Annotated in this window: 17 protein-coding genes and 1 pseudogene; 14 read left to right on the top strand and 4 right to left on the bottom strand. The window is 69.1% G+C overall.

The features are described 5' to 3' along the window. Window positions 1–29: 29 nt before the first annotated feature. Window positions 30–932: a hypothetical protein gene (locus ACIRPP_RS26625; RefSeq protein ID WP_403647667.1), complete on the bottom strand. Its 903-nt coding sequence runs from the start codon at window positions 930–932 to the stop codon at window positions 30–32. Between the two features lie 138 nt (window positions 933–1,070). Here ACIRPP_RS26625 and ACIRPP_RS26620 point away from each other — a divergent pair, with 138 nt between their 5' ends. From ACIRPP_RS26620 to ACIRPP_RS26570, 11 genes are all read left to right on the top strand, one after another. Continuing rightward, window positions 1,071–3,695: a valine--tRNA ligase gene (locus ACIRPP_RS26620; RefSeq protein WP_403647663.1), complete on the top strand. Its 2,625-nt coding sequence runs from the start codon at window positions 1,071–1,073 to the stop codon at window positions 3,693–3,695. Between the two features lie 141 nt (window positions 3,696–3,836). Next, on the top strand, window positions 3,837–5,357 hold the full coding sequence (locus ACIRPP_RS26615; protein ID WP_403647660.1) for a bifunctional folylpolyglutamate synthase/dihydrofolate synthase: 1,521 nt from the start codon (window positions 3,837–3,839) through the stop codon (window positions 5,355–5,357). Window positions 5,358–5,363: 6 nt separating this feature from the next. Further along, window positions 5,364–5,714: a DUF4233 domain-containing protein gene (locus ACIRPP_RS26610; RefSeq protein ID WP_403647657.1), complete on the top strand. Its 351-nt coding sequence runs from the start codon at window positions 5,364–5,366 to the stop codon at window positions 5,712–5,714. Window positions 5,715–5,780: 66 nt separating this feature from the next. After that, window positions 5,781–6,194, top strand: coding sequence for a nucleoside-diphosphate kinase (gene ndk / locus ACIRPP_RS26605; RefSeq protein ID WP_403647654.1), 414 nt, complete (start codon window positions 5,781–5,783; stop codon window positions 6,192–6,194). Between the two features lie 303 nt (window positions 6,195–6,497). Then, entirely contained in the window at window positions 6,498–7,517 is a 1,020-nt protein-coding gene (locus tag ACIRPP_RS26600; RefSeq protein WP_006133575.1) for a rod shape-determining protein, read from the top strand. A gap of 335 nt (window positions 7,518–7,852) precedes the next feature. Next, the gene (mreC, locus tag ACIRPP_RS26595; RefSeq protein WP_403647650.1) at window positions 7,853–8,794 is read left to right on the top strand and encodes a rod shape-determining protein MreC; all 942 of its coding nucleotides are present in this window, start codon (window positions 7,853–7,855) and stop codon (window positions 8,792–8,794) included. A gap of 13 nt (window positions 8,795–8,807) precedes the next feature. Next, window positions 8,808–9,479, top strand: a complete 672-nt coding sequence (gene mreD / locus ACIRPP_RS26590) for a rod shape-determining protein MreD (protein ID WP_164347916.1) — start codon at window positions 8,808–8,810, stop codon at window positions 9,477–9,479. Window positions 9,480–9,594: 115 nt separating this feature from the next. After that, the gene (mrdA, locus tag ACIRPP_RS26585) at window positions 9,595–12,045 is read left to right on the top strand and encodes a penicillin-binding protein 2 (protein ID WP_403647647.1); all 2,451 of its coding nucleotides are present in this window, start codon (window positions 9,595–9,597) and stop codon (window positions 12,043–12,045) included. Then, window positions 12,042–13,244, top strand: coding sequence for a rod shape-determining protein RodA (gene rodA, locus ACIRPP_RS26580; protein ID WP_403647644.1), 1,203 nt, complete (start codon window positions 12,042–12,044; stop codon window positions 13,242–13,244). The genes mrdA and rodA overlap by 4 nt, the downstream gene beginning before the upstream one ends. Window positions 13,245–13,323: 79 nt before the next feature. Continuing rightward, window positions 13,324–14,895 carry a CHAD domain-containing protein gene (locus ACIRPP_RS26575; RefSeq protein ID WP_403647641.1) on the top strand — a complete coding sequence of 524 codons (1,572 nt, stop codon included), beginning with the start codon at window positions 13,324–13,326 and terminating at the stop codon, window positions 14,893–14,895. A 96-nt stretch (window positions 14,896–14,991) separates the two neighbouring features. After that, window positions 14,992–16,941 (top strand): TIGR03960 family B12-binding radical SAM protein, encoded by a 1,950-nt coding sequence (locus ACIRPP_RS26570; RefSeq protein WP_403647638.1) that lies wholly within the window; start codon window positions 14,992–14,994, stop codon window positions 16,939–16,941. Between the two features lie 355 nt (window positions 16,942–17,296). Here ACIRPP_RS26570 and ACIRPP_RS26565 read toward each other — a convergent pair whose 3' ends face one another. Together ACIRPP_RS26565 and ACIRPP_RS26560 are read right to left on the bottom strand one after the other, a co-directional pair. Next, a complete protein-coding gene (locus ACIRPP_RS26565) occupies window positions 17,297–17,644 on the bottom strand; it encodes a transposase (RefSeq protein ID WP_403647635.1) in 348 nt (115 codons plus the stop codon). A gap of 90 nt (window positions 17,645–17,734) precedes the next feature. Continuing rightward, window positions 17,735–18,253: pseudogene (locus ACIRPP_RS26560) on the bottom strand (winged helix-turn-helix domain-containing protein). A 203-nt stretch (window positions 18,254–18,456) separates the two neighbouring features. On the opposite strand from ACIRPP_RS26560, the gene ACIRPP_RS26555 reads away from it, so the two are divergent. Continuing rightward, the gene (locus ACIRPP_RS26555; RefSeq protein ID WP_403647632.1) at window positions 18,457–18,591 is read left to right on the top strand and encodes a hypothetical protein; all 135 of its coding nucleotides are present in this window, start codon (window positions 18,457–18,459) and stop codon (window positions 18,589–18,591) included. 59 nt (window positions 18,592–18,650) lie between these two features. Here ACIRPP_RS26555 and ACIRPP_RS26550 read toward each other — a convergent pair whose 3' ends face one another. Beyond that, window positions 18,651–20,264: a recombinase family protein gene (locus ACIRPP_RS26550; RefSeq protein ID WP_403647629.1), complete on the bottom strand. Its 1,614-nt coding sequence runs from the start codon at window positions 20,262–20,264 to the stop codon at window positions 18,651–18,653. Window positions 20,265–20,946: 682 nt separating this feature from the next. On the opposite strand from ACIRPP_RS26550, the gene ACIRPP_RS26545 reads away from it, so the two are divergent. Then, a complete protein-coding gene (locus ACIRPP_RS26545; RefSeq protein WP_403647626.1) occupies window positions 20,947–21,564 on the top strand; it encodes a hypothetical protein in 618 nt (205 codons plus the stop codon). 33 nt (window positions 21,565–21,597) lie between these two features. Further along, on the top strand, window positions 21,598–21,744 hold the full coding sequence (locus ACIRPP_RS26540) for a hypothetical protein (RefSeq protein WP_403647623.1): 147 nt from the start codon (window positions 21,598–21,600) through the stop codon (window positions 21,742–21,744). Window positions 21,745–21,847 lie beyond the last annotated feature (103 nt).

Below are 21,847 nucleotides of genomic sequence, written 5' to 3'. Positions count from 1 at the left end.
CTGCGGTGGGACCGTCCGTCCCGCGCGGGTCAGTCCTCGACGCGGATCTCGTCGCGGAGCTCCGTGGTGATGTCCACGGCGGCGTCCTTGGTGATGTCCTTGGTGTTGTCCCCGGGGGAGACGATGGCGATCGTGCTGTAGTCGGCCCAGGCACAGAACCAGTTGGTCGTTTCCTTCTTGGTGAGGTTGTTGGTGCCCTGTCCCGCCTGGCACTTCATGACCGCACCGTTGATCTCGACCGACTCCGGCTCACCGACCAGTTCGGTCATGAGCTCGTTGTTCTGCTCCTTCTCCGTGTTCGCCTTCAGGGACGCGAAGATCCTGTCGAGCGTGCCCTCCGGGTCGGCGACCTTGCCGTAGGCGCCGAGGAAGGTCACGCCCTTGGCGCCGAGCAACTCGGCCTCGGACGGCAGCGTGGAGCGGTCCTGCGGGTCGTACCCGCTGAAGTCGGCGGTCGAGTAGGAGGCGCCGACGGAGGTGCCGTCCTTGACGCCGCCCTTGGCCAGCTTGGCGGCGTCGTTGCTCCCGGAGCTCCCGCCGGGCTGACCGACGCGCGTGTACTCGCTCAGCACCGTCCTCGGCGCGTCCAGCTTGTGCGGCCCGTCGTCCTCCAGCCCGCTGCCGGCGCCGCCGCCCCCGCCTATGACGAAGTAGGCGCCCACGCCGATCGCGGCGACGACCGCCACCGCGCCGATGATGATTCCGGCCTTCTTGCCGCCGCCGCCCGGCGCCGGAGGCTGGGGCGGCATGCCGTACGGCGCCTGGCCGTAGGGGGGCTGCTGCGGCGGGACACCGGGCTGGCCGGGCTGCTGCTGGGGGTAGCCGTAGCCGGGCTGCGGAGCCTGCGGCTGCTGGCCGTAAGGACCCGGCTGGCCGTACGGCCCGGGCTGCTGGGGCTGCCCGCCGTACGGGCCCGGCTGGTTGTAGCTCATCGTCTGGGTTCCCCTCCAGATACTTACGTGTCGTTGACATCCTGGCTCAGGAGGAAACCCTTCAGACCGGCGGGGGACGCACCGTTACAAAGGAATCGCGTTTCGGGACTGGGCCGTGACACCCGTAAACTCATGCCCGTGACCGAGAACACTCAGCAGCCAGCATCAGCGCCCACCACCGGACTGCCGACCCAGTACGCGCCGGCCGACGTAGAGGGGCCGCTGTACGAGCGCTGGGTAGAGCGGGGGTACTTCGAGGCCGACGCCAAGAGCGAGAAGCCCCCGTACACCGTCGTCATCCCCCCGCCGAACGTCACGGGCAGCCTGCACCTGGGGCACGCCTTCGAGCACACGCTCATCGACGCGCTGACCCGCCGCAAGCGCATGCAGGGCCACGAGACACTGTGGCAGCCGGGCATGGACCACGCCGGCATCGCCACGCAGAACGTCGTCGAGCGGGAGCTGGCCAAGGAGGGCAAGTCCCGCCACGACCTGGGCCGTGAGGCGTTCGTCGAGCGGGTCTGGCAGTGGAAGAACGAGTCCGGTGGCCAGATCAGCGGCCAGATGCGCCGCCTCGGCGACGGCGTCGCCTGGTCGCGTGAGCGCTTCACGATGGACGAGGGCCTGTCCCGGGCCGTCCAGACCATCTTCAAGCGGCTCTACGACGACGAGCTGATCTACCGCGCCGAGCGCATCATCAACTGGTGCCCGCGCTGCCTGACCGCGATCTCCGACATCGAGGTCGAGTACCAGGACGACGACGGCGAGCTCGTCTCCATGAAGTACGGCGACGGGGACGACACCATCGTCGTCGCGACGACCCGTGCCGAGACGATGCTCGGTGACACGGCCGTCGCCGTCCACCCCGACGACGAGCGGTACAAGCACCTGGTCGGCAAGCTGATCAAGCTGCCGCTGACCGACCGCTCGATCCCGGTCGTCGCCGACGAGCACGTCGACCCCGAGTTCGGGACCGGCGCGGTCAAGGTGACCCCGGCGCACGACCCGAACGACTTCGAGATCGGCCGCCGGCACGACCTGCCCGCGATCGCGGTCATGGACGAGCACGCGGTCATCACCGCCCACGGCCCCTTCCAGGGCCAGGACCGGCTGGAGGCCCGCTCCGCCATCGTCGCCGCGCTGCGCGCCGAGGGGCGGATCGTCGCCGAGAAGCGGCCGTACGTCCACTCGGTCGGCCACTGCTCGCGCTGCAAGACCACCATCGAGCCGCGGCTGTCCATGCAGTGGTGGGTCAAGGTCGGCCCGCTCGCCAAGGCGGCCGGTGACGCCGTCCGCGACGGCCGCGTCAAGATCCACCCGCAGGAGATGGAGAAGCGGTACTTCGACTGGGTCGACAACCTCCACGACTGGTGCATCTCCCGCCAGTTGTGGTGGGGCCACCGCATCCCGGTCTGGTACGGGCCGGACGGCGAGGTCGTCTGCGTCGGACCCGACGACGAGGCGCCCACCGGCGAGGGCTGGCACCAGGACACCGACGTCCTGGACACCTGGTTCTCCTCCGGCCTGTGGCCGTTCTCCACGCTGGGCTGGCCGGAGCAGACCGAGTCGCTCGCGAAGTTCTACCCGAACTCCGTCCTGGTCACCGGCTACGACATCCTCTTCTTCTGGGTCGCCCGGATGATGATGTTCGGTCTGTACGCGATGGACGGCACCCCGCCGTTCCACACCATCGCCCTGCACGGCATGGTCCGCGACCAGTTCGGCAAGAAGATGTCGAAGTCCTTCGGCAACGCGGTCAACCCGCTGGACTGGATGGACAAGTACGGCTCCGACGCCCTGCGCTTCACGCTCGCCCGCGGCGCCAACCCGGGCGTCGACGTGCCGATCGGCGAGGACTGGGTCCAGGGCTCGCGCAACTTCGCCAACAAGATCTGGAACGCGACCCGGTTCGCGCTGATGAACGGCGCGACCGTCGAGGGCCCGCTGCCGGACGCCTCGGCGATGTCGCCGACCGACCGCTGGATCCTGTCCCGGCTGAACACGGTCGTGGCCGAAGTCGACGCGTACTACGAGGACTTCCAGTTCGCCAAGCTGTCGGACGCGCTGTTCCACTTCGCGTGGGACGAGGTGTTCGACTGGTACGTCGAGCTGTCCAAGACCACCTTCCAGGCGGGCGGCGAGGCCGCCGAGGTCAGCAAGCGGGTCCTGGGCGAGGTTCTCGACGTCACGCTGCGGCTGCTGCACCCGGTCGTCCCCTTCGTCACCGAGACGTTGTGGACCACGCTGACCGGGGGTGAGTCGGTCGTCATCGCCGACTGGCCCACCGACAGCGGCTTCCGGGACGCCGGCGCCGAGCGCGAGATCGCCACGCTCCAGTCGGTGATCACCGAGGTCCGCCGCTTCCGCGCCGACCAGGGCCTGCAGCCCGGCCAGCGGGTCCCGGCCCGGCTCACCCTCGACGGCACCACGCTGGCCCGGCACGAGGCGGCCATCCGCCAGCTGCTGCGCCTCCAGCCGGAGGGCGACGCCTTCACCGCCACGGCGACCCTGCCGGTCGGCGGCGCGGAGGTCGCGCTGGACCTGTCCGGCACGATCGACGTCGCCGCCGAGCGCAAGCGGCTCGCCAAGGACCTCGCCGCCGCGCAGAAGGAGCGCCAGCAGGCGCAGGCCAAGCTGGGCAACGAGGCGTTCCTCGCCAAGGCGCCCGACCACGTCGTGGACAAGATCCGCACCCGCCTCGCCAAGGCGGAGGAGGACATCGTCCGCATCGACAACCAGCTCTCCAAGCTGCCCGAGAGCTGACCGCCGGCGTGTGGCGCGGGGCCGCCGGCTCCCGCCGCAGGACGGCGAACGGGCCCGGCGTGCACGCGCCGGGCCCGTACCCGTACCGCTCGCGGGAGCCGTGACCGCGTCCGCCGACCGCCCTTCCGTAGACTGGCTCCCGTGAGCGACCTCCCCCCGAACAGCGACGCCGACGAGCCCGACCCCCTCGACTCCTTCGAGGAGATCATCGAGGCCGAGACCAGCCGCGACCCCGACCTCGCGGTGATCGAGGCCGGCAGCCGCACCCTGCGCACGCAGGGCGGCCCGCCGGAGGCCGGGGTGCCCGCACGGCCGGCCGACCCGGAGGTCGACAAGGCGCTGCGGGAGGTCGAGGCCGAGCTGGCGACCCGCTGGGGCGAGACCAAGCTGGAGCCGTCGGTCGCCCGGATCTCCGCGCTGATGGACGTGCTCGGCGAGCCGCAGCGCGCGTACCCCTCGATCCACATCACCGGCACCAACGGCAAGACCTCCACCGCCCGCATGATCGAGGCCCTGCTCGGTGCCTTCGAGCTGCGCACCGGCCGGTACACCTCGCCCCACGTGCAGTCCGTCACCGAGCGCATCAGCCTCGACGGGGCGCCGATCTCCGCCGAGCGGTTCGTGGAGACGTACCAGGACATCGCGCCGTACGTCGAGATGACCGACGCCCGGCAGGAGTACCGGCTGTCGTTCTTCGAGGTGCTGACCGGCATGGCGTACGCCGCCTTCGCCGACGCGCCGGTGGATGTCGCCGTCGTCGAGGTCGGCATGGGCGGCAGCTGGGACGCGACCAACGTGATCGACGGCAGTGTCGCCGTGGTCACGCCCATAGACCTCGACCACACGGACCGGCTCGGCACCACCCCCGCCGAGATCGCGGGGGAGAAGGCCGGCATCATCAAGCGCGACGCCACGGTGATCATGGCGCAGCAGCCGGTGGACGCGGCCCAGGTGCTGCTGAAGAAGGCCGTCGAGGTGGACGCCACCGTCGCCCGCGAGGGCCTGGAGTTCGGGGTGGTGTCCCGGCAGATCGCGGTCGGCGGCCAGCTGCTCACGCTGCGCGGTCTGGGCGGTGAGTACCCCGAGGTGTACCTGCCGCTGCACGGCGCCCACCAGGCGCACAACGCGGCCGTGGCGCTCTCCGCCGTGGAGGCGTTCTTCGGCGTCGGCGCCCAGCGCGCCGAACCGCTCGACATCGACACCGTGCGCAAGGCGTTCGCCGCGGTGGCCTCGCCGGGCCGCCTTGAGGTCGTGCGCCGCTCGCCCACCGTGGTGCTGGACGCCGCCCACAACCCGGCGGGCGCGCGGGCCGCGGCCGCCGCGGTCGGTGAGGCGTTCCAGTTCACCCGGCTCATCGGGGTCGTCGGCGCGAGCGGCGACAAGAACGTGCGCGGGCTGCTGGAGGCGTTCGAGCCGGTCTTCGCCGAGATCGTGGTCACCCAGAACTCCACCCACCGGGCCATGGACGCCGACGCCCTCGCGGCGGTCGCCGTGGAGGTGTTCGGTGAGGACCGGGTCCAGGTGGAGCCCCGGCTGCCCGACGCGCTGGAGTCGGCGATCACGCTGGCCGAGGAGGAGGGCGAGTTCGCCGGCGGCGGTGTGCTCGTCACCGGTTCCGTCATCACGGTCGGCGAGGCCCGGCTGCTTCTGGGGAAGGGCTGAGTAACGGTGCGTACGCTCTGCGCCTCGACGCTGATCGGGGAGTTCCTCGTCATCGGCTTCGCCGGTCTGGTGGCGATGAAGGACCCGGACATGTCCATGAACACGGTGTGGACCGTGTGCGGTGTCGCCATGTTCCTGTGCGTGCTGCTGTGCGGCATGATCACGCGGCCGGGCGGCGTGGCCCTCGGCTGGGCGCTGCAGATCGCCCTGGTCGCCTCCGGGTTCTTCGTCCCGACGATGTACTTCCTCGGCGCGGTGTTCGCGGCGCTGTGGTGGGCTTCGGTGCATTACGGGCGAAAGGTGGACGAGGCGAAGGCCCGGTTCGCCGAACAGGCGGAGCAGCCTGACGCTGCGTGACAAGTGCGGCGACACGCCGGGTAATCTCGTGTCCCCGCACACCTTTGACTCGCAAGGAGCTCCGCCGTGACCCAGCGCACCCTCGTCCTCCTCAAGCCCGACGCCGTCCGTCGTGGCCTGACCGGCGAGATCATCAGCCGCATCGAGCGCAAGGCCGGCTGGCGCATCACCGCGCTGGAACTGCGCACCCTGGACCAGGACACGCTGGAGCAGCACTACGGCGAGCACCAGGGCAAGCCGTTCTACGAGCCGCTGATGGAGTTCATGGCGTCGGGTCCGGTCGTCGCCCTGATCGTCGAGGGCGACCGGGTCATCGAGGGTGTGCGCCAACTGGCCGGTCCGACCGACCCGATCGCCGCCGCGCCGGGCTCGATCCGCGGCGACTTCGGTGTCATCGTGCGGGAGAACCTGATCCACGCCTCGGACTCGGAGGAGTCCGCCGAGCGCGAGGTGAAGATCTTCTTCCCGGGCCGCGCGTAACGATCTCGTCGCGGCGGCCGGCGACGGCCCGCGACGGCTTCGGCCGCCTGTCGGATGGTTCGGGGGTTTTGCCCCCGGACCATTTTTGGCATATGCGCGGCGTTCGGGGGAACGCATGCCCCCGATGGCCCGTCTCCACACGCAGCGGGGGACGCCATCTGATGACAATGGCGAAGACCCTCGCACAGTGTTCGCGAAGGCGCGTCTACCATGGAAGCCATCGCGTCACCGCACCCACCTCGCCAACCTGAAAAGCCCTCAAAAGCTCGTGGGAAGGCCAGACGAATCCTGATGGGGAACTCAATGTCGTTCATCGGCCGTGACATGGCTGTCGACCTCGGGACCGCCAACACGCTGGTGTACGTCAGGGGTCGCGGGATCGTACTCAACGAGCCGTCCGTCGTAGCGATCAACACCAATACCGGTGGCATCCTCGCGGTCGGTGCCGAAGCGAAGAAGATGATCGGGCGCACGCCGGGAAACATCGTCGCCGTGCGTCCGCTGAAGGACGGCGTCATCGCCGACTTCGAGATCACCGAGCGGATGCTCCGCTACTTCATCCTGAAGATCCACAAGCGGCGGTATCTGGCGCGTCCGCGGGTCGTCGTCTGTGTGCCCTCCGGCATCACCGGCGTCGAGCGCCGCGCCGTCATCGAGGCGTCGTCCCAGGCCGGCGCCCGTCAGGTGCACATCATCGAGGAGCCCATGGCCGCGGCCATCGGCTCCGGCCTGCCGGTCCACGAGGCCACGGGCAACATGGTGGTGGACATCGGCGGCGGCACCACGGAGGTCGCGGTCATCTCCCTCGGCGGCATCGTCACCGCCCAGTCCATCCGCGTCGCGGGCGACGAGCTGGACAACGCGATCATCCAGCACATCAAGAAGGAGTACTCGCTGCTGCTGGGTGAGCGGACGGCCGAACAGATCAAGATCACGATCGGTTCGGCGTACGACCTGGACACCGACGAGCACACCGAGATCCGCGGCCGGGACCTCGTCTCCGGACTGCCCAAGACCGTCGTCATCTCCGCCGCCGAGGTGCGCAAGGCGATCGAGGAACCGGTCAACGCCATCGTGGACGCCGTGAAGACGACCCTCGACAAGTGCCCGCCGGAGCTGTCCGGCGACATCATGGACCGGGGCATCGTCCTCACCGGCGGCGGCGCACTGCTGCGCGGCCTCGACGAACGGCTGCGCCGCGAGACCGGCATGCCGATCCACATCGCCGAGGACCCGCTGGACAGCGTCGCGCTCGGCTCCGGCAAGTGCGTCGAGGAGTTCGAGGCGCTGCAGCAGGTGCTGGACGCCCAGCCGCGCAGATGACACAACGTTTTGATTCCGCCGTACGGGACGATCTCCTCTCGTACGGCGGATCGTTGATATAGAGGCATAAGCTCCCACAACGGGCCGTACCGTCCGAACGGGGGCGGCACACCCGCACCACCGCACCACCGCACCACGGCATCACCGCACCGCCCCGCATCACCGCACCGCACCAACGCACCACCCCGCATCACCGCACCGCACCAACGCACCACCCCGCATCACCGCACCGCACCAACGCACCACCCCGCACCACCCGCACATCCGACCATCCGACACCTCCGACCCGTTCTCGACACAACCGATCTCGACGAGGAAAGGCACGGCCGCCGCACGTGAGGGACACACGAGAGAGCCGGCTGCTCCTGGTGCTGCTGATCGCCATCGCGTTCGCACTGATCACGGTGGACATCCGCGGCGGGGAGGACTCACCGGTCGACGGTGCCCGGGGGGCCGCGGCAACGGTCTTCGGCCCGATCGAGAACGGCGTGTCCAGCGCGGTCGATCCGATCGGCAACGCGGTCTCCGCGATCCGCGACTCCGGCGAACGCCACGACCGCCTCGCCCGCCTGGAACAGGAGAACGCCGCCCTCAAGGCCGAGCTCGGCAGCGACGACCGCAACCGCAGCCGCCTCAAGCAGCTCGACAAGATGCTGAAGGTCGCCGGCCAGGGCCAGTACGGCATCAAGGGCGCCCAGGTCATCGCCATAGGAGCGGCCCAGGGCTTCTCCTGGACCATCACCATCGACGCCGGCGCCAACGACGGCATCGAACGCGACATGACCGTCCTCAACGGCGACGGCCTCGTCGGACGCGTCACCACCGTCGGACCCAACACCGCGACCGTGCTGCTCGCCAGCGACCCCGACTTCACCGTCGGCACCCGCATGGAGGCCGGCGACGAACTCGGCTTCGCCTCCGGCCAGGGCGACCGCCCGCTGCGCGTGGAACTCCTCAACGGCAAGGCCGAGATCAAGAAGGGCGACCGCCTGGTCACCTTCGGCTCGCAGGCCGACAAGCCCTTCGTGCCCGGCGTCCCGGTCGGCGTGGTCTCCCGCGTCGACCCCTCCGGCGGCGACCTGACCCGCACCGTCTACGTGACGCCGTTCGTCGGCTTCACCAAGCTGGACATCGTCGGCGTCGTCGTCCAGGCGCCCCAGAAGGACCCGCGCGACACGGTGCTGCCCCGCAAGCCCAAGCCGACCCCCACGCCGACCGTGACGGTGACCGTCACCCCGTCCGCCCCGGCCGGCGGCCAGGTCCAGCCAGAGCAGTAGGAGCTGTCACCCCATGCGCGTCAACCGGATCCTGCTCTCCAGCGCACTGCTCGTCGTGGCCCTGGTGGTCCAGGTGAGCGTCCTCGCCCGCCTCCACCTGCCGGGCGCCGTCCCCGACCTGCTGCTGCTCACCGTCCTCGGCCTGGCCCTGGTCTACGGGCACGTCGGCGGCGCCCTCGTCGGCTTCGCCGCCGGACTCCTCGCCGACCTCGCCCCGCCCGCCGACCACGCCGCCGGCCGCTACGCCCTGGTGCTGTGCGTCATCGGCTACCTGGCCGGGCTGGTCAAACCCGAGACCGGGCAGGTCAAGTCGGCCACCGGCCCCATGGTCGTGGTCGTCGCCGCGGCCGTCGGCTCCACCCTGCTCTACGCCGGGGTCGGCGCCCTCGTCGGCGACACCGCCGCCCGCCACGTCGGCCTCGGCAGCCTGCTGTTCACCGCGGCCCTGTACGACCTGCTGCTCGCCCCGTTCGTCGTCCCCGGCGTGATGGCACTGGCCAGACGCGCCGAGAACGATCCGCTCGCCGAGAACACCTCCACCAAGTCCGGCGGCGACATCGCCTCCGGCTGGCTCTCCGGCGGCACCGGCCTGCGCATCGGCAACCAGCGCGGCGGACTGCGCGTGAAGACCGCGCGGGCGCGCGTCGCCCGCGCCGGACGCATCAAGGGGGTCAAGCGCCTGTGAACCGGGCGAAGTTCACCCGGACGGGTGAGGCTCGACGGAACCGGGGGCCGGGTCCCCGCCGTTCCACACGCGTACCCGCACACACGTCCACGCAGCGAGAGGGGGAGAAGCGCGCGTGACCAACATCCCCGAGACCGGCCGCAGCTCACGGGTCCAGATCCGGCTCGTCGTCATCCAGGTACTCGTCCTCTCCCTCCTCGGCACGCTCGGCGGGCGCCTGTGGTACCTCCAGATCCGGGAGGGCGCCGAATACGCCAAGGAGGCGTCCGGCAACCACGTCCAGCAGGTCGTCCAGCCCGCCGTCCGCGGCTCCATCCTGGACGCCCGCGGCGTCGCCCTCGCGGACAACGAGACCCGGCTCGTCGTCTCCGCCTCCCGCACCGACCTGATGAAGATGCCGGACGACGGCAAGGCCGTCCTCACCAAGCTGGCCGGCGTCCTGGACATGGCCCCCAAGGAGGTCATGGAGAAGGTCCGGCTGTGCGACGCCAAGACCCCCCAGCCCTGCTGGAACGGCTCGCCCTACCAGCCCATCCCCATCACCGACGAGGCCACCGCCAAGCAGGCCCTGCAGATCCGCGAGCGCGCCGAGGACTTCCCCGGCATCACCGCCGAACCCCAGGCCGTGCGGCGCTACGCCGGACCCGGCAAGTCCAACACCGCCCAGGTCCTCGGCTATCTCTCACCCGTCACCGACGAGGAGATCACCAAGGCCCAGGACACCGAGTCGCCCTACCTGCGCTCCGACATGGTCGGCCGCTCCGGACTGGAACGGCAGTACGACAAGCAGCTGCGCGGCAAGGCCGGCGTCACCCGCTACGAGGTCGACAAGCTGGGCCGCGTCATCGGCCAGGCCCAGGCGGACCCGGCCCAGCCCGGCGCCAACCTCGTCACCAGCATCGACGCCCGCGTCCAGCGCGTCGCCGAGTACGAGCTCAACGAGGCGATGAAGGCCGCCCGCAAGGAGCACGACCGCAACACCAACCGCAACTACGAGGCCGACTCCGGGGCCGTCGTCGTCATGGAGGCCAAGACCGGCCGCGTCGTCGCCATGGCCTCCAACCCCAGCTACGACCCCAATGCCTGGGTCGGCGGCATCTCCTCCAAGGACTACGCCCGCCTCACCGGCAAGAACAGCAACTACCCGCTGCTCAACCGTGCCATCCAGGGCCAGTCGGCCCCCGGCTCCATCTTCAAGGTCATCCCGACGGCCGCCGCGATCAACGCCGGGTACTCCTTCGACGGCCCCTACGAGTGCTCCAGCTCGTACTCCATCGGCGGCCAGGTCTTCAAGAACTTCGAGTCGCAGAGCTTCGGCGGGATCAGCCTCGGCCGGGCCCTGGAGGTCTCCTGCGACACCGTCTTCTACCGCCTCTCCCACGAGGAGTGGAAGCGCGACGGCGGCAACAAGCCCAAGAAGAACGCCAAGGACTGGTTCTACAAGACCGCCCACCAGTTCGGCCTCGGCCAGGAGACCGGCATCGACCTGCCCAACGAGGTCACCGGCCGCGTCCCCGACCGCCAGTGGAAGGCGGACTACTGGAAGGCCAACAAGGACGCCTGGTGCAGGACCGGCAAGAAGGGCGGCAGCTACGCCGAGCAGATCGCCTACGAGAACTGCCTCGAAGGCAACCGCCTGCGCGCCGGTGACTCCGTCAACTACTCCATCGGCCAGGGCGACACCCTCGTCACCCCCATCCAGATGGCCTCCATCTACGCCGCCATCTCCAACGGCGGCACCATGCACAGCCCCACCGTCGGCAAGGCCGTCATCAGCCCCGACGGCAAGAGCATCACGGAGATCGAGCCCGAGGCGCAGGGCAAGCTGCCGATGACGAAGACGACCCTCAAGCGGATAGACGAAGCCCTCGAGGGAGTCGCCACCCGCGGCACGGCGGCCTGGCGCTTCGGCGGCTGGCCGCAGGACAAGATCCCCATGCACGCCAAGACCGGTACCGCGGAGGTCTACGGCAAGCAGACCACCTCCTGGTTCGCCACCTACACCAAGGACTACGCGATCGTCATGACGATCGCCCAGGGTGGTACGGGTTCCGGCGCCTCCGGCCCCGCCGTCCGCAACATCTACAACGCGCTGTACGGCGTCTCCCCGGACGGCGAGATCGACAAGAAGAAGGCGCTGCTGCCCACCCCGCAGAAGAAGCTGCCCGCCATCCGCACGGACGGCACCATCGCCTCGCCGAAGATCGCCAAGGACCCGGTGAAGGAGCTGAAGGCCGCCCAGGAAGCCGCCCAGGAGGGCGAGGGCACCCCGGACGGCGGACAGGCACCCGACGACGGACAGGCACCCGACGACGGGCAGCAGGACGGCACCGTCAACACGCCCCCGCCCGCCAACCGCGACACCCGGCGCAGAGACGCCCGCCGCGGCCGGGGCCGCCGGGCAGGCGGACCCGGGGGAGACGGACCCGGGGGAGACGGCTGCTGCGACGCCGGCCGCCCCGCTGACGGACGGTCAGCCGCCCGGCCACCACAGCGCGGCGCCCCGCCCCGGGCCACCGCACCACGACGGCCACGCGGCCAGGCACAGCGGAGGTCCGCCCCATGACCGGCGGCGTGAACAGCTTCCAGGTCTCCGGATACGGACCCGAGCGGGGCGGATGGACCCGCGTCCTCGCCCGCGACTCGCTGGTCCGGCGCCTCGACTGGCCGATACTGCTGTCGGCGCTCGTCCTGTCGCTGCTCGGCTCCCTGCTGGTCTACTCGGCGACCCGCAACCGCACCGAACTAAACCAGGGCGACCCGTACTACTTCCTGGTCCGGCACTGGCTGAACACCGGCATCGGACTCGCCCTGATGATCGGCGCCATCTGGCTGGGCCACCGCGCCCTGCGCACCGCCGTGCCCATCCTGTACGGCGCCTCGGTCTTCCTGATCCTGCTCGTGCTCACGCCGCTGGGCTCCACGATCAACGGCGCCCACTCCTGGATCAAACTCCCCGGCGGCTTCTCCCTGCAGCCCTCCGAGTTCGTCAAGCTCACGATCATCCTCGGCATGGCCATGCTGCTGGCGGCCCGGGTCGACGCCGGGGACAAACCCCACCCCGACCACCGCACCGTCCTCCAGGCCCTCGGCCTCGCCGTCGTGCCCATGCTGATCGTGATGCTCATGCCCGACCTCGGGTCGGTCATGGTCATGGTCATCATCGTGCTCGGCGTGCTGCTCGCCTCCGGCGCCTCCAACCGCTGGGTCTTCGGCCTGCTCGGCGCCGGAGCCATCGGCGCCGTCACCGTCTGGCAGCTCGGCGTCCTGGACGAATACCAGATCAACCGCTTCGCCGCCTTCGCCAACCCCGAACTCGACCCCGCGGGAGTCGGCTACAACACCAACCAGGCCCGCATCGCCATCGGCTCCGGCGGACTCACCGGCTCCGGCCTCTTCCAGGGTTCCCAGACGACCGGCCAGTTCGTGCCCGAGCAGCAGACCGACTTCGTCTTCACCGTCGCCGGCGAGGAACTCGGCTTCGTCGGCGGCGCACTGATCATCGGCCTGCTCGGCATCATCCTCTGGCGCGCCTGCCGCATCGCCCGCGACACCACCGACCTGTACGGCACCATCGTCGCCGCCGGCATCGTCGCCTGGTTCGCCTTCCAGTCCTTCGAGAACATCGGGATGACCCTCGGCATCATGCCCGTCACCGGCCTGCCCCTGCCGTTCGTCTCCTACGGCGGCTCCTCCATGTTCGCCGTCTGGCTCGCCGTCGGACTGCTGCAGTCCCTCCGCATCCAGAGACCCATGTCGGCCTGAGCGAGGCCGTCACCCGGACAGCCGGGTGCGGAGCGGCCGTCCCCTGCCGCTCCGCACCCCCGGCGACTACAGTCACGTCATGGCGGACACCAAGCGTGAGATCGAGCGGAAGTACGAGTCCCGCGACGGCCGACTGCCCGACCTGACCGGCGTCCCCGACGTCGCGACCATCGCCGACCGGGGCGTCGCCCACCTCGACGCCACCTACTACGACACGGCCGACGAACGCCTCGCCGCGGCCTCCATCACCCTGCGCCGCCGCACCGGCGGCTCCGACGAGGGCTGGCACCTCAAGTTCCCCGTCTCCCCCGGAGTCCGGGACGAGATCCACGCCCCCCTCTCCGACGAACTCCCCGACGCCCTCGCCCGCCTCGTCCGCTCCCGGATCCGCGACCGCGCCCTGACCCCCCTCGTCCGGCTCCGCTCCGACCGCGACGTCCGCCACCTCCTCGACCGCGACGGCCGGATCCTCGCCGAGGTCAGCGTCGACACCGTCCACGCCGAACGCCTCACCGGCCACGGCGGCACCGCCCACTGGACCGAGATCGAGGTCGAACTCGCCGACGACGGAGACCCCGCCTTCCTCGACCACGTCGACCGCCATCTGCGCGACGCGGGCCTGACCCCCTCCGCCTCGTCCTCCAAACTGGCCCGCGCCCTGACCACCACGGCCCCCGCCGCCACCGCACCCCGGTCACCCGACGCCGCGGCCCCCGCACCCGCCCCGTCCCCGGCCGCCGCCCCGAAGAAGAAGCGCAAGACCCGGCCCGTCGGCGAGCCCGTCACCGCCGGCGACCACGTCCTCGCCTACGTCCGCGCCCAGCGCGACGCCCTCGTCGACCTCGACCCCGCCGTACGCCAGGACGTCCCCGACGCCGTGCACCGCATGCGCGTCGCCACCCGCCGCCTGCGCAGCACCTTCCGCAGCTTCCGCTCCGTCCTGCACCGCGACACCACCGACCCCATCGGCGCCGACCTCAAGTGGCTGGCCGGCGAACTCGGCCTCGAACGCGACCAGGAGGTCCTCGCCGAACGCCTCACCACCGCCCTGGACCGGCTGCCCGACGACCTGGTCCGCGGCCCCGTCCGCGACCGCCTGGCCGCCTGGTCCGGCGCCCGCCGCAGCAGCGCCCACGGCCATGTCACCGGCGTCCTCGACTCCGCCCGCCACCTCGCCCTCCTCGACACCCTCGACGCCCTGCTCGCCGACCCGCCCCTGCGGAAGAAGGCCCACGCCAAGCCCGCCAAGGTCCTCACCCGCGCCGTCCGCAAGGACCTCGACAAGCTCTCCCGCCTCGTCACCACCGCCCTGGAACTGCCGCCCGGCCACGACCGCGACCTCGCCCTCCACGACGCCCGCAAGAAGACCAAACGCACCCGTTACGCCGCCGAAGCCGCCGTCCCCGCCCTCGGCCGGGACGCCAAGGACCTCGTCAAGGCCATGAAGTCCCTCCAGGAACTCCTCGGCGACCACCAGGACAGCGTCATGGCCCGCCACACCCTGCGCGAACTCGCCGCCGTCGCCCACGCCGCCGGCGAGGACACCTTCACCTACGGCGTCCTCCACGCCCGCGAGGAACGCCGTGCCGAACTCACCGAGGCCGCCCTTCCGGACACCTGGAAGACGATCACCAAGGGCATCACCCTCTGATCGGCGTGCGGGGGACCCGCCCGACCGGGTTAGGCTGGATGGTCACCCCTCCCGGCCACTCCGGGAGACCCCCGTCAGCACACGAAGGTTCGCGAGATGCCTGCCGAAGCCGCCGAGTCTGTGTTCCCGCAGCTCGAAGCGCTCCTCCCGCATGTGCAGAAGCCGATCCAGTACGTCGGCGGAGAGCTCAACTCCACGGTCAAGCCCTGGGAGGGCTGCGACGTGCGCTGGGCGCTCATGTACCCCGACGCCTACGAGGTCGGACTGCCCAACCAGGGCGTCATGATCCTTTACGAGGTCCTCAACGAACAGGACGGCGTCCTCGCCGAGCGCACCTACAGCGTCTGGCCGGACCTCGAGGCGCTGATGCGGGAGCACCAGGTCCCGCAGTTCACTGTCGACAGCCACCGCCCGGTGCGGGCCTTCGACGTGTTCGGCCTGAGCTTCTCCACCGAGCTCGGCTACACCAACATGCTCACCGCCCTGGACCTGGCCGGGATCCCCCTGGAGTCCAAGGACCGCACGCTCGACGACCCCATCGTCGTCGCCGGCGGCCACGCGGCCTTCAACCCCGAGCCCATCGCCGACTTCATCGACTGCGCCGTCATCGGCGACGGCGAGCAGGCCGTTCTGGAGATCACCGGCATCATCCGCGCCTGGAAGGCCGAGGGCCGTCCCGGCGGCCGCGAGGAACTCCTCTTCCGCCTGGCGCGCACCGGCGGCGTCTACGTCCCCGGCTTCTACGACGTCGAGTACCTCCCCGACGGCCGCATCGCCCGCGTCGTCCCCAACCGCTCGGGCGTCCCGTGGCGCGTGTCCAAGCACACCGTCATGGACCTCGACGAGTGGCCCTATCCCAAGCAGCCCCTCGTCCCGCTCGCCGAGACGGTCCACGAGCGGATGTCCGTGGAGATCTTCCGCGGCTGCACCCGCGGCTGCCGCTTCTGCCAGGCCGGCATGATCACCCGCCCGGTCCGGGAGCGCTCGATCACCGGCATCGGCGACATGGTCGACAAGGGCCTGAAGGCCACCGGCTTCGAGGAAGTCGGCCTCCTCTCCCTGTCCTCCGCGGACCACTCGGAGATCGGCGACATCGCCAAGGGCCTGGCCGACCGCTACGAGGAAGACAAGATCGGTCTCTCCCTCCCCTCCACCCGCGTCGACGCCTTCAACATCGACCTGGCCAACGAGCTGACCCGCAACGGCCGCCGTTCCGGCCTCACGTTCGCCCCCGAGGGCGGCTCGGAGCGCATCCGCAAGGTCATCAACAAGATGGTCTCCGAGGACGACCTCATCCGTACCGTGGCCACGGCCTACGGCAACGGCTGGCGCCAGGTCAAGCTGTACTTCATGTGCGGCCTGCCCACCGAGACCGACGACGACGTCCTGCAGATCGCCGACATGGCCACCCGCGTGATCGCCAAGGGCCGCGAGGTCTCCGGCTCCAACGACATCCGCTGCACGGTCTCCATCGGCGGCTTCGTCCCCAAGCCCCACACCCCCTTCCAGTGGGCCCCGCAGCTCTCCGCCGAGGAGACCGACGAACGCCTGGGCAAGCTGCGCGACAAGATCCGCGGCGACAAGAAGTACGGCCGCTCCATCGGCTTCCGCTACCACGACGGCAAGCCCGGCATCGTCGAGGGCCTCCTCTCCCGCGGTGACCGCCGGATCGGCGCGGTCATCCGCGCGGTCTACGAGGACGGCGGCCGCTTCGACGGCTGGCGCGAGCACTTCTCCTACGACCGCTGGATGGCCTGCGCGGACAAGGCCCTCGCCCAGTTCGGCGTCGACGTCGACTGGTACACCACCCGCGAGCGCACCTACGAGGAGGTCCTGCCCTGGGACCACCTCGACTCCGGCCTCGACAAGGACTGGCTCTGGGAGGACTGGCAGGACGCCCTCGACGAGACCGAGGTCGACGACTGCCGCTGGACCCCGTGCTTCGACTGCGGGGTGTGTCCTCAGTTCGATACATGGCCACAACTGAGCGAGAGCGGCAAGAAGCTGCTGCCGCTGACGGTCAAGAAGTCGGCTCCGAACAGCTGAAACGGTCGCTGACGTGAGTGACGACCCGCTGCGGCGTCTTGCCGACGCTGTGGCGGAGGTCACAGAGGATGAGGTGGCGGCGTTGCTGAGTGCGCTCGGCATGCAACGGGAGCGGGAGCGGTCGGCGCCAGCGCTCCCGCTGACGCCGCTGCCGGGGCCGGCTAGCTCCTCCGGCGTTCACTCCGAGGTGGAGTGGGTGTGAGCCCATGTGAGGGCAATGAGCGGCCTTCTGCACCCTCACCAGGTCTCTGCGCTGCCTCCAGAGGCCATGCGTGTTGGTACTGAACTTGAACTCGTGATGCGAGGCAACCGTCGATGGCCTCCGTTCGGTACTGCAGCATCTTCAGTTTGCGCTTCACGGCGCGGGTGATCTGGCCGAGGTCGGCCGCGGCGAGGTTGCCGATGTCCCGCTTGACCAGCGACCAGACGCCCTCGGTGGGTTGAGGTCCGGGGCATGGGTAGGCAGCTGGAACACAGTGAGCCACTCGGCGTTCGCGTCGATGAACTCGCGCATGCCGGCCGTCCGGTGCAGGCGGACGTTGTCCCAGACCAGCACGATCGGTCCGCCGAGCTGGATGCGAGCGCGGACGATCAGGTCGCGGAAGTCGCGCCAGCCCAAGCCCTTCGGTTCGTCCTTGCGGCCCCGGTACTCGCGGATCGCGTAGATCAGCCGGGACCGCTGGCCCGGCTTGTAGCAGGCCATCCCCGCCATCGACACGCGCCCCGAGCCTCGGCCCCTCACCTCACGACGGGGTCTGGCCGATCCGGTCCCAGGCCCTGGCGCGCGGCGGAGTCATCGACTGCCCGGCCTCGTCCTCGAAGACGATCCAGGCGTTGGGCTCCGCCGCGGTGCTCTTACCCGCGGCCAGGTCTCCTTCCTCCACGCCTCGACCGTGTCGTCATCGCGCTCTATCGCCCGTAGAGTGGGCTGCTGCCAGCTCCCCCCCCGTGGCGCTTCAGCAGCCGCCAGGTGCCCTCGACCGTATAGGAGACGTGGAAGAGCCGGCCGATCAGCGTCTTGATCCGTGCCAGGGTCCACCGCTGGTCCGCCCAGCCGTGAGCCAGTGGACCACGCTCCAACTCCTGCTCCAGCCTGTCGAACTGGGCTTCACTGAGTCGAGGTCTTCCCGACGGCCCCTTCGACGGGACTCCCGCCTCGCCGCTCTCGCGCCAGGCCCGGCGCCACCGCTCGGACCGACCGCAAGCTGATCCGCAGGGCAGCGGCAATCTCCGCGCTCTTCTGCCCACCCTCCAAACGCTCCACGGCCTGGAGCCGTAACCGCTCCCGCGTGGTCCTCTCGGCGTCGGTCAGCCCTCCGCCCTACGCATACCTCACACCCAACGGCTATCGGTACCGACGGCCGGCTGTCAGGTGAACGGCACCGACATCACCCAATCAAGTTCAGTACGTCGGCTCCGGCCATACCCCGGGAGCTGCACTCGTCGCGGCTGGGTCGCAGAAGACATCGCGGAGTGTCGGCGGCTCAGCGCTGATGCCAGGCAAGAGGGCGGTGGGTGTTGATGACTCCGCTGCCCATTCCTCAGTCCTCGAACGACGACAGAGTGGCGAAGCTGATCGAGAGTGAGATCGTGATCGTGGATGAGGACGGCACCGAGGAACCGTTCGACGCCACTGCATGGTTCGAGTGAGCCGCGAAGCCGCCTTCCCCGCGTCACGGGAAGGCGGCTTCATTCTGCGCGGTGTGTGATCAGAAGGCTTGCGCGAAGTCGTCTTCGCGGATCACAAGTCGTTCGCGTACGTCCTTCGGGATGAGCAGGCGAAGGTGGACCTTCGGGGCCCGGACTCCCGGCACCTTCGTCCGCGTGACCTCGCAGCGAATGCCGACGCGGTACAGGTCTGCGGACATGGCTTCCATGCCGCCCTCTTGCCAGTGCCCACGGAACGTCTTCCCGCCGTGGACGTTGACCCATCGGTCCTTCGCCGTCTTGGGGTCGATCGCTTCCAGCTGCTCGATGAGCTTGTCCAGCGTCGTCTCCGCCTTCTCCTTGGTGAACCTCGTCTTCGTGTACCGGCCTCCGGGTTCCAGCTCCTTCATGTACAGCGCGATGGACTCCTGAAGACGCTTGATCTCCCGCCGCGCCTCGGCGCCCTCGGCGTACTGGCGAACCTGTACGGGGAAGTCTCCGAGCACCTTCAGGACGTCCTCCACCAGGCGCTCGTAGACCCGCTCCGGGTTGGGTGCCCCGTGTCCGCCGCTCTTGCAGTTGCGGCACCGAAGGTAGGGGTAGGTACCGAACCCGTTCCTCGTGACCTGCACGGTCATGTTGGTCTTGCACTCGGCGCACAGGAGGACGCCGAGGAACTGCGTGGCTCCGCCGGGGCGGCGCGGCGGCTGCTTCTTCATCCGCTTGTCCAGCGCTCCGCCGAGGGTATCGAACTCCTCCTCGGTGAAGATCGGGGGAGCGACCCTGATCGGCTTGCCGTCCTTGCCGAGGACCGGCTTCGAACGGCGCTGTCCGCCGTACTTGTCCTCCTCCACGCGGTAGCCGAGGAGCGCGGGGTTACGGAGCCGGCGAAGGAGCGTCACCACGGTGAGCCCTTGGCTCATGAGTCCTGCCCGCTTCAGGCAGCGCACCATGAAACGGGCCGAGCGTCCGCGAAGTGCCATGCGGCGTGCCCAGTGCAGTGCCTTGTGAGCCTCAGAATCGATGACGAGAACGACCCTCCCCGTGTCGTCCTCGTCAGTGACGTAGCCGTACGCCGGCTTCCCGATGAGCCATTCCTCCTGGGACTTCGCGTAGTCCCACAGGCTCGTGACCCGGGTGGAGGTGTTGGCGGCCTCGATCTCGGCGATACCACCGATGATCGTGACCATGATCTTCCCGGCGGTCGTCGTGAGGTCGAGGCTGTCGTTCTTCGATACCAGGTTCTTCCCGCGCTTCAGGCTCCACTCGATCATTGTGGAGAGGTCGGAGAGACGGCGCACGAAGCGATCGAGCTTCCAGAACAGGATCTCGTCGAACTCGGGGGAGCGGTTCTTCAGCCAGTCCCCGAGTTCCTTCCGCTTCCACGGCGGGACCTTCGTCGCCGACACGTTCAGGTCCGAAGCGACGCCGACGACTCGGCAACCTCGCTCCCTCGCCAGGATGCGGAGATCGAGTTCCTGACGTACCGGTGATGTCGTCTCGTCCGTCAGCACGGATAAGCGGATCGACAGGAGCGCCCGGGGAGCGTCCTCGGGGAGCAGCGCCTCAGCCTGCTTCAGCTCCTCCAAGAGCGCGAGATCGGCTGCGGTCCCCTCGGCTTCTACGTTGTAGGCCGCTCGCTCAGCCGCGAGCCGGCGCTGTCCTCGTTTACTCATGCCAGGCAGCGTAGAGCTGGTTTAAGCGTTTCTCCATATGTCCCAGATGGACACCAGCATCCAGATCGCCCCACCGGCAAGAAGCTGCTGCCGCTGACGGTCAAGAACAGCGGACCGGTACGCGGTCACTCACCCTGACCTGACCCCTACGACCCCGGCCGTCGGAACCAACGCTCGGGCGGAGCGGGCACGTGCATCCTGCCCGCTCCGCCGGTTCTGTGTCAGGGGGGCAGCTCGGGTTCGCGGCGCCCTAAGAGGCAGGTAGGAGCGCCTGGCTTATTGTTCAATCTTGAATTCAATACCCGGGAATTTGAGCCTTTCTTGAGGAAAGGCGCCTGGGCGGGAATGGTCTCCCCTCTTCGTGAAGCGAAAACCCTGCTCGCACGCTTGCGCAATCGGTCGCCGTCTTCACATGATCTTCATGCGCGAGATCGGGGATCGTGTTCATGGCACGAAGGCTTGCGCGGACCGATGACATAAAGGAATAATGATGCATGTGTTGCGTGCCCGTCGCGGGTGGGGAACTGTGGCCGGAGGGGTCATATCTGCGACGGTATTGGCGGCGACTCTGACACCTTCTGTCAGCGCGGCCGAAAAACCGCCTTCATGGAAAGCGGCTGCCACTGCGGCGATTTTGAAGCGGGTCAGTGCTGGGACGGGATCCACGACGGATGTAGCCGCAGTGAAGCGTGATCCGGAGTTGGCGAAGATCGCGCATGATCCGAGTCGTACAGAGGTGAAGGTCGAGGAGGCCGTATTCGATGAGGACGGAAGTTCTGTCGGAGGCGACGGCAAGCCGTTGACTCCGGAGCGGTTGGCGGAGATCATGCCGCCTGCGGACGCCGCCCTGAGTGTTCCGGACGAAGTCACCCTCACTCCCGAGGAGACTGAGGTCGACGGCGGCGAAAGCAGCAGTAAGGTCGCCCCACTTGCAGCGGCCGCCCGGGTAAAGGGTGGTAAGTGGAAGATGACGCATGTCACTCACACGCACCGCGGTTATATGGGTTCGGTCATCTTCAAGTATCACACCTACGCCGAGTTCAACTACGGTAGTGGCAAGGTCCGCGCCTGGGGGTCTCGCTACGACAACTTCACAAACGAGCAGGACATCGTGGACGTGGACAACAGGCGCCTCACCGACACAAAGTCCAGGGTTCCGGCCTCCTCCGCTACTTCAATGATGAAGCGCAAGGTTCAGCTTTGCGTAATGAAGTACGGCTGCTATGCCACCCTCTATCCTTGGGCCAAGACCAAGGTATACGGTAGCGGTAAGACGAAAATTGATGGCAGCGGTGCCTAGTTAGGAGCTATCGTGAAGCCTCTCGTTGGGAAGATGGCCCTGATTCTTGCCGTCTTCTTGGTTGTGCTGCTGTTCCTGGGTTCCGGATTCGGTCAGGTCGAGATCGGGATGTGGTGCGCGGCGCTCGTCGCATCGCTTGCTTTCGTCGTCCAGCGCTACTGGGTCAAGCGGAATAGCTGATGTGCATGGCCTAGCCTCGATCTTTCTTGACGGTCCGCCGACGGAGTCGGCGGACCGTTTCCTTTTCGGTGGCTGAGGGTGGGCAGGCCGGTGGCCCGACTGT

The sequence above is a fragment of the Streptomyces sp. NPDC101219 genome, assembly GCF_044767675.1.
Taxonomy (GTDB): domain Bacteria; phylum Actinomycetota; class Actinomycetes; order Streptomycetales; family Streptomycetaceae; genus Streptomyces.
Note: the sequence above shows the minus strand (reverse complement) of the source record. Positions and strands in the feature narration are given on the sequence as shown.